Origin of the sequence: Streptomyces purpurogeneiscleroticus (assembly GCF_020024005.1) — a bacterium.
GTDB classification, from domain to species: Bacteria; Actinomycetota; Actinomycetes; order Streptomycetales; family Streptomycetaceae; genus Streptomyces; species Streptomyces purpurogeneiscleroticus.
In genome coordinates this window covers 22297-30779 of record NZ_NHSG01000404.1, presented here as the reverse complement: position 1 = coordinate 30779, position 8483 = coordinate 22297, and the positions used below count along the sequence as shown (strand labels likewise).

The following is an 8483-nucleotide window of genomic DNA, read 5'->3' as shown; positions in this document are numbered from 1 at the left end:
CCCGCCGCGCACGCCCGCCCTCCCCCCGCGGACTTCCGGCACGCGACCCGGCTCTGCGCTCTGCCCGGTCTGCCGACAGCCCTGCGACCGGCGCTCGGGCACTCTCCGGAGGACCCGGCGACCAAGATCGTCTCTGCGGGGGCGTCAGCGGCCGCGCCACGCGCCGGCCGCTCTTCGGCGCCCGGGGACGCCTCCGCGGCCCGTACGCGGCGCGTGACGGCTTTTTCGCGGCCACCGGTGCCGCGATCAGCCCCCCGCGTCGCCATTTCCGCGCCCGCGATCTTCAGCGAGGACGAAAGTCCGCTGCCGAGGTGACCAATGACGCCTCCCTCATCGCCCGTGCGGTGAGAGGCTGTTGAGAAGCGGGCTGACCGCAGTGCACTACCGCAGCGGCCGTCAATGGGACAACCACTGACGGCTGTGACGGGTGTCACCGCACGATTTTTGGGATCGGTGGAACTTACGCCCCGCCTACAGGCAGTCAATTTAATATGTGCAATTGCACCGCCCATCCGGCGCCCCCCTCGGCCGTACCGCTGGGTACGGGGCCGCAGTTCCGGACCCCCGTGGGCGGTGACCATCGGCGACGCCCCTGCCTGCACACACAGCGTCAGCGACACGCCCGGCCGGCGGGGGCGGGCGAGCGACCCAAGGGCTCATGAGCGCACAAAAAAGATCGCGCTGGACCCGGCGGAGTCCAGCGCGATCGATGACGTACCCATGTTGCGAAGGTGCGGCGCCTGTTGGGGCAGGCGCCTCGTCATATGGAGCTTTGTGGTGCTCTATGGGCATATCGCGGGTTGGGGGACCCGGAAATGCCCGGTCATGCGTGTTTTCAGGCCTCGCTGCGCTGCTGCGGGATGCCCGCCAGCAGTGCGCGGACCTCAGCCTCGCGGTAGCGCCGATGTCCACCGAGAGTCCGGATGGACGTGAGCTTGCCTGCCTTGGCCCAACGGGTCACCGTCTTGGGGTCGACACGGAACATCGTGGCAACCTCGGCAGGGGTCAGCAGCGGCTCGGCGTCAGGGGTGCGAGCGGTCATGAGCGGCCTCCTCGGGAGAACCGAACCATCACGGTTCTTTCCTCTAAATTCTGCACCTTGACCCGCGTTGCCCGAAATGGCGGACGCGGGCCGAGTCGGTTATAGGACGAACGGCTTGTCCTCGGCACTACAACTACACCATCTGTCCAGCCGCGTCGGCCAAACCGATGGAATTGCCCTCTCAGGTGTTCAACCTCGGCGGAAGCCGATGGACCGTGCCATAGCGGACAGTCACGCCCCTGTGACGATCAGTCACAACGTGACCAGGCGTCACCAGTCCCACCAAGGAGTGCAATACCGATCTATCCGCCCTTAGTTGGACGGAAGGGGCCCCAGTCAGGCTCCTTGTCCTATTTTGGCACGAGGGTGGTAGTTGGTGGCAAGGCCCGAAGTCAGTGCTTTAGGTCACTGTTGTGCGAAAAGACCGGATCGGGACCTACGTCCCCTACATCCGAACCACCGCACCGTGATCACACCGCACCGCACAGAAAACCCTCAACCACCGCACAGGGATCGCCTGCAGCCCACCACCCGTAGGCATGCGCCGGTACGCCCGCCGGGGGCGCACAACGGAGGCGCGCGTCATCACGACACGTGCCTCCGAAAATGATCACCCAAGCCCGCGGTCAGCTCGCGTACTGCCGCTCCCGGACCGCGCGCCAGCGGTCCGACAGCTTCTCGTACGCCGCGCCGGCACGCTCCCCGTCCCCCTCGCGCAGCGCCGTGAGCCCCTCCGCCACTTCCGCGGCGGAATGGTCCTCGGCGAGCTGCCCCTCGGGGACGGCGTGCACCAGCCCCCCGTAGTCCAGCTCCACGAGGGCGCGCGGGTGGAATTCCTCCAGCCAGCGCCCCACATCTACCAGGCCCTCGATGAGCGGGCCCTCCTCGAGGGCGTCCCGCAGCGTGCGCAGCCCGCGCGCGACCCGGCGTCTGGCCTCCACCATCGGCGTGCGGTAACGCAGCACGAGCCCTTGGTCACTCTTCGTGTACTCCCGCTCCGCGTCGTCGAAGAGCACGAACCAGCGCACCGGTACGTGCCAGGTCGCCGTGCGGATCCAGGGGCGCGCGTCAGGGTTCAGATCCAGCCACCGCTCGTAGTCGGCGGCGGCCTGCCGGCGGACGACCGGGGGCAGGGCGGCGTCCAGTACCGGCGCCGGCAGCCGCTCGGGCAGCTCCTCCAGCGCCTGCCAGCCGCGCAGCCGCGTCCGCCAGGGGCACACGCACGTCACGCCGTCCACGACCGCGATGAAGGCGTCGGCGCTCTCGTGCACGGGGACCGGGACGGGCGGGGTCGCCAGCAGATCGGCCAGCGAGCGTCGCAGCTCGTCCTGGGCGGTGGGCACGGCGTCCCGCTTGGCGTACTGCGCCCAGTGGGCGCGCTCCGGCTCGGGGAACGCTGCCAGCGGTTCGTAGACCCGTAGATACGCCGCATACGGGACCATCACCGACGACGCCAAGGCCACGCCCGCTCCATTCTTCTGTCGGTCCCTCTCCGCAGGACCGCAAGGAAGTCCGCCGCAGAGGAGTCTGCCAAGGGGGAGCAGACCGCCGGGAGTTGCCCCCGGCGAGCGGCCCGGCATGCGCAAATCGTCCCATGCCCATCCCCCACTAGGGGGTGATCCTCCGCACTGTGCCGATCAACGGGCATCGAAGGTCATACGCTTCCCCCGACCGGCCCTCCCCCCGCTTCCCCTGCCACAAGCGGGGGGAACGACCCGAGGGCGTCCACCGCGACTATGGGAGTCACCACAGTGACCGACGTACGTCCTTCCTCCGAGCACTCCGTGCCGGGGGTTTCCGCAGGCCACACGCACGACGGTGTCCTGCACACCCTGTTCCGGACCGATCAGGGCGGCCATGAGCAGGTCGTGCTCTGCCAGGACCGCGCCAGCGGCCTCAAGGCCGTGATCGCGATCCACAGCACCGCGCTCGGCCCGGCCCTGGGCGGCACCCGCTTCCACGCGTACCCCTCCGAAGAGGAGGCCGTGCTGGACGCACTGAACCTCTCCCGCGGCATGTCGTACAAGAACGCGCTCGCGGGCCTGGAGCACGGCGGCGGCAAGGCCGTGATCATCGGCGATCCCGATGTGGTCAAGACCGAAGAACTGCTGCTCGCTTACGGCCGCTGCGTCGCCTCTCTCGGTGGCCGTTACGTCACGGCCTGCGACGTCGGCACGTACGTCGCGGACATGGACGTCGTCGCCCGGACGAACCGCTGGACCACCGGCCGCTCGCCCGAGAACGGCGGCGCCGGCGACTCCTCCGTCCTCACCGCGTACGGCGTCTTCCAGGGCATGCGCGCCGCCGCGCAGCACCAGTGGGGCGACCCCAGCCTGCGCGGCAGGAAGGTGGGCATCGCGGGCGTCGGCAAGGTCGGCCGCCACCTCGTCGAGCACCTGCTCGACGACGGCGCAGAGGTGGTCATCACGGACGTACGGGCCGAATCGGTGGAGCGAATTCTGGCCACCCACCCGCAGGTCCGCGCGGCCGTCGACACCGAGGCGCTGATCCGTACCGAGGGCCTGGACGTGTATGCGCCGTGCGCGCTGGGCGGCGCGCTGAACGATGACTCCGTACCGGTTCTGACCGCGAAGGTGGTCTGCGGCGCCGCCAACAACCAGCTCGCGCATCCGGGCGTGGAGAAGGATCTCGCCGACCGCGGAATCCTTTACGCGCCCGACTATGTGGTCAATGCGGGCGGTGTCATCCAGGTGGCGGACGAGCTTCACGGGTTTGATTTCGACCGGTGCAAGGTCAAGGCCGGGAAGATCTTCGACACGACGCTTTCAATATTCGCGAATGCGAAGGCGGACGGCATTCCGCCGGCCGCGGCGGCGGACCGGCTGGCCGAGCTCCGGATGGCGGAGGCACGCTCCAAGTGACCGGCGCCACCCTCCGCGGCCGCCGACGGTGACCGTGGGGTTCCTACAGTGACACGTTCGGTGGGCGGTGAAGGAGACATCCCTCACCACCCACCGGCGGGTCGCCGGACGTGACACGTTAAAATCGCAGCTGACCAGCGGGTACGGGGCGTCCCGCGAGTCATGCCGGGCGGCCGGTGGTGCGGGCGACGTACCGTATGGCCGCGGAAGCAGGTACCGTTAAAGCCCTACGGGCCGGACTCTCCGTCGAGAGTCCGCTCTGAATCATGAACGCGTGTCAAGACTCTGGGGCCGTCGAGCCCCGTCGTTGAGGGGGTCGAGCCATGGGGCGCGGCCGGGCCAAGGCCAAGCAGACGAAGGTCGCCCGCCAGCTGAAGTACAACAGCGGTGGGACTGATCTCTCACGCCTGGCCGAAGAGCTGGGTGCATCGCCGCAACAGCCGGCACAGCAGCCGCCGAACGGTGAGCCGTTCGAGGATGACGAGGACGACGACCCGTACGCACGGTACGCCGACCTGTACAACAACGATGACGATGAGGAGGACGAGGGCGACTCGTCCGACCAGCGTCGTCGCGCCTGACGCCGCCGCGCGCTCAAGGCAACAGCAGCATCACGGACCCGGTCCGGGGCATCGCCCGGACCGGGTTCTGTGCTGCCCTGCTGCCGTGCGGGGCCTGCGTCAGCTTGCGTAGTCACCGGTCAGGGCCACGGCCTCGGCCTGGTCGCCGCGCTCGACGATCTCGCCGCTGACCCAGGCGGCAACGCCCCGGTCCGCGAGAGTGGTGAGCGCCGCGTCCACCGACTCCTGGGGAACGACGGCCATCATGCCGACGCCCATGTTCAGGGTCTTCTCCAGCTCCAGGCGCTCGACCGAGCCGGCCGTGCCGACCAGGTCGAAGATCGCCCCGGGGGTCCAGGTGGAGCGGTCCACGGTGGCGTGCAGCCCGTCCGGGATCACCCGCGCGAGGTTGGCCGCGAGGCCGCCGCCGGTGATGTGCGAGAAGGCGTGCACGTCGGTGGTGCGGGTGAGCGCCAGACAGTCCAGCGAGTAGATCTTGGTGGGCTCCAGCAGCTCCTCGCCCAGCGTGCGGCCGAACTCGGCGACCTCCCGCTCCAGGTCCATGCCGGCGCGGTCGAAGAGCACGTGGCGAACGAGCGAGTACCCGTTCGAGTGAAGACCGGAGGACTCCATGGCGATCACCACGTCACCCTTACGGATACGATCCGCGCCCAGCACGCGGTCGGCCTCGACCACGCCCGTGCCGGCCCCGGCGACGTCGAAGTCGTCCTCGCCCAGCAGGCCCGGGTGCTCGGCGGTCTCGCCGCCGACCAGCGCGCAGCCGGCCAGCACACAGCCCTCGGCAATGCCCTTCACGATCGCGGCGACACGCTCGGGGAAGACCTTGCCGACGCAGATGTAGTCGGTCATGAACAGCGGCTCGGCGCCGCAGACGACCAGGTCGTCCACGACCATGCCGACCAGGTCGTGGCCGATCGTGTCGTACACGCCCATCTTGCGGGCGATGTCGACCTTGGTGCCCACGCCGTCGGTCGCGGAGGCGAGCAGCGGGCGCTCGTACCGCTTGAGCGCGGAGGCGTCGAAGAGGCCGGCGAAGCCGCCGAGCCCGCCGACGACCTCGGGGCGGGTGGCCTTCTTGACCCACTTCTTCATGAGGTCGACGGCGCGGTCGCCCGCTTCGATGTCGACGCCTGCGCTCGCGTAGCTGGCACCGGCAGGAGATTCAGCAGACATGGCTGAGAGCTTTCGTGTCGTCTTGCAGGGGTTCTACGGGCGACGCAGCGCGTCGGCGCCGCCGACCCCGGCGGTGAGCGTCTGCACACCGTCCACGTCGGACGACGTCCGGCCCTCGGTCTCCGACTCCAGCAGGTGCTTGCCGAGCAGCTCCGGGTCGGGCAGCTCCATCGGGTACTCGCCGTCGAAGCAGGCGCGGCACAGATTGGGCTTGGCGATCGTGGTCGCCTCGACCATGGCGTCGATGGAGATGTACGAGAGCGAGTCGGCACCCAGGGACTTGCCGATCTCCTCGACCGAGAGACCGTTGGCGATCAGCTCGGCGCGGGTGGCGAAGTCGATGCCGAAGAAGCACGGCCACTTGATCGGCGGGGAGGAGATCCGGACGTGGACCTCGGCGGCGCCGGCCTCGCGGAGCATCCGTACCAGCGCGCGCTGGGTGTTGCCGCGGACGATCGAGTCGTCGACGACCACCAGGCGCTTGCCGCGGATGACTTCCTTGAGCGGGTTGAGCTTCAGGCGGATGCCCAGCTGGCGGATGGTCTGCGAGGGCTGGATGAAGGTCCGGCCGACGTAGGAGTTCTTGACCAGGCCGGAGCCGAACGGGATACCGCTGGCCTCGGCGTAACCCACCGCTGCCGGCGTGCCGGACTCGGGAGTCGCTATCACCAGATCGGCGTCGGCGGGCGCCTCGGCGGCCAGCCTGCGGCCCATCTCCACACGGGAGAGGTACACGTTCCGGCCCGCGATGTCCGTGTCGGGACGGGCGAGGTAGACGTACTCGAAGACGCAGCCCTTGGGGCGGGCCTCGGCGAAGCGGGTCGCGCGCAGGCCGTCCTCGTCGATGGCGACCATCTCACCGGGCTCGATCTCCCGGATGAAGCTGGCGCCGCAGATGTCCAGCGCCGCGGTCTCGGAGGCGACCACCCAGCCGCGCTCCAGGCGGCCGAGGACCAGCGGGCGGATGCCCTGCGGGTCACGGGCGGCGTACAGGGTGTGCTCGTCCATGAAGCACAGCGAGAAGGCGCCCTTGACCTTCGGGAGGACGCGCGGCGCGGCCTCCTCGACGGTCAGCGGCTTGCCGTCCTCGTCGACCTGGCCGGCCAGCAGCGCCGTCACCAGGTCGGTGTCGTTGGTGGCCGCGACCTGCGTCGCGCGGCCGCCCTCGCGGGGCAGCTCGGCAACCAGCTCGGCCAGCTCGGCGGTGTTCACCAGATTGCCGTTGTGGCCCAGCGCGATCGAGCCGTGCGCGGTGGCACGGAAAGTCGGCTGGGCGTTCTCCCACACGGACGCACCGGTGGTGGAGTAGCGGGCATGGCCCACGGCGATGTGGCCCTGGAGAGAGCCCAGGGAGGTCTCGTCGAAGACCTGGGAAACGAGCCCCATGTCCTTGAAGACCAGGATCTGTGAGCCGTTGCTCACTGCGATGCCCGCAGACTCCTGCCCGCGGTGCTGCAGCGCGTACAGCCCGAAATAAGTGAGTTTGGCGACCTCTTCTCCCGGGGCCCAGACACCAAAGACGCCGCAGGCGTCCTGGGGACCCTTCTCACCAGGGAGCAGGTCGTGGTTGAGTCGTCCGTCACCACGCACATCAATGAGTCTAGGGCAGGTACGGGATTCATCCGAACCGGGGATGGCCGTGAACCTGCACGATGTGCTTGACGTGAACACACGGACAGCGATCGAATTCAAGGCCGCGCGGAAGCCATAGCTCCTGGTGCGGCACGGTCATGTCGGCCTCTGCGGTGAACGCCGCGCCGGCCGGGATGATCACCGCACGCTTATCCGCAGCTCACAACGGGTGAGAAGCGTCACTTCCGCGCCATTGACGGACCGGCCGGGTGACGAGTCGGCATTTAGCGGTCTTTCGGCGGCGAATCCGTGGCGCGTCCGCCACGCCTTTCCCTTCAGCAAATAGGGGCCGCCGGCAAATGCGGGGCTTTCAGGACAGCACCGGAAGGTACTCCCCCAGATCGGCCCGCTCGCCGCTCGCGCTGACCGCCGCGTCCGCCAGCGCCTCGGCCCAGGTCGTACGTCCGGTCGCCAGCCGCAGCCACGTCAGCGGGTCGGTCTCCACGACGTTCGGCGGGGTGCCGCGGGTGTGCCGCGGCCCCGCCACGCACTGCACGACGGCAAAGGGCGGCACCCGTACCTCCACGGAGCCGCCCGGCGCCTTCTCCGCCAGCGCGTCGGCGAGCAGCCGCGTCGCGGCGGCCAGCGCCTGCCGGTCGAACGGGATCTCCGTACCGGTCGCCGCGGCCAGGTCATCGGTGTGCACGACCAGCTCGACACAGCGGGTCACCAGGACCTCGTCCAGCCGCATCGCCCCGGCCCTGAGGGGCAGCAGCCGGTCGTCGGCGGCGCCGGACACCAGCGTGGCGTACCGCTCGGCGGCCCGGTCCAGCAGCGCGACCGGGTCCTGCTCGGCCGCCGCCTTCCGCACGTACTCGTCGATCTTCTCGGCGTGCGTTGCCGTGGCGAACGGCCACTCGGCGAGCGTCATCTCCTGCCGCGCCGGCGCGGGCCGCTCCAGATTGGCCGCGACGTGCTCCAGCGCCATGGAGAGGTGCACGACGAGCTCCCGTACGGTCCACTCCCCCAGCCGCGTCGGCCGCGCGAACTCCTCGGGACCGAAGGACCGTACGGCCTCACGTACATGAGCGAACTGCGCCGTCACCGCGGCCCGGGTCTTGGCGGGGTCGTACTTGCGGGGACGCTTCTTGGCCGGTGGCATGAGCGCGAGCCTAACGGCAACGGGCGGTGGCCCCACCGGATTTCTCCGGCGGGGCCACCGCCCGTGACGGG

The 8483-nt window shown here is 69.6% G+C and carries 7 protein-coding genes; 2 read left to right on the top strand and 5 right to left on the bottom strand.

What is annotated here, in order from left to right:
- Window positions 1-835: 835 nt before the first annotated feature.
- Both bldC and CCS38_RS29865 read right to left on the bottom strand, forming a co-directional pair.
- Window positions 836-1042, bottom strand: coding sequence for a developmental transcriptional regulator BldC (gene bldC, locus CCS38_RS29870; RefSeq protein WP_003949541.1), 207 nt, complete (start codon window positions 1040-1042; stop codon window positions 836-838).
- A gap of 626 nt (window positions 1043-1668) precedes the next feature.
- Window positions 1669-2505, bottom strand: coding sequence for a DUF8083 family protein (locus CCS38_RS29865; protein WP_223736455.1), 837 nt, complete (start codon window positions 2503-2505; stop codon window positions 1669-1671).
- Window positions 2506-2778: 273 nt separating this feature from the next.
- Here CCS38_RS29865 and CCS38_RS29860 point away from each other — a divergent pair, with 273 nt between their 5' ends.
- Together CCS38_RS29860 and CCS38_RS29855 are read left to right on the top strand one after the other, a co-directional pair.
- Window positions 2779-3924, top strand: coding sequence for a Leu/Phe/Val dehydrogenase (locus CCS38_RS29860; protein ID WP_223736454.1), 1146 nt, complete (start codon window positions 2779-2781; stop codon window positions 3922-3924).
- 323 nt (window positions 3925-4247) lie between these two features.
- Window positions 4248-4505 (top strand): DUF3073 domain-containing protein, encoded by a 258-nt coding sequence (locus CCS38_RS29855; protein WP_031050486.1) that lies wholly within the window; start codon window positions 4248-4250, stop codon window positions 4503-4505.
- Window positions 4506-4604: 99 nt separating this feature from the next.
- Here CCS38_RS29855 and purM read toward each other — a convergent pair whose 3' ends face one another.
- From purM to CCS38_RS29840, 3 genes are all read right to left on the bottom strand, one after another.
- Window positions 4605-5678 carry a phosphoribosylformylglycinamidine cyclo-ligase gene (gene purM, locus CCS38_RS29850; protein ID WP_223736453.1) on the bottom strand — a complete coding sequence of 358 codons (1074 nt, stop codon included), beginning with the start codon at window positions 5676-5678 and terminating at the stop codon, window positions 4605-4607.
- Between the two features lie 33 nt (window positions 5679-5711).
- Window positions 5712-7268 carry an amidophosphoribosyltransferase gene (gene purF / locus CCS38_RS29845; protein ID WP_030258990.1) on the bottom strand — a complete coding sequence of 519 codons (1557 nt, stop codon included), beginning with the start codon at window positions 7266-7268 and terminating at the stop codon, window positions 5712-5714.
- Window positions 7269-7620: 352 nt separating this feature from the next.
- Entirely contained in the window at window positions 7621-8412 is a 792-nt protein-coding gene (locus tag CCS38_RS29840; RefSeq protein ID WP_223736452.1) for a maleylpyruvate isomerase family mycothiol-dependent enzyme, read from the bottom strand.
- Window positions 8413-8483: the final 71 nt, after the last annotated feature.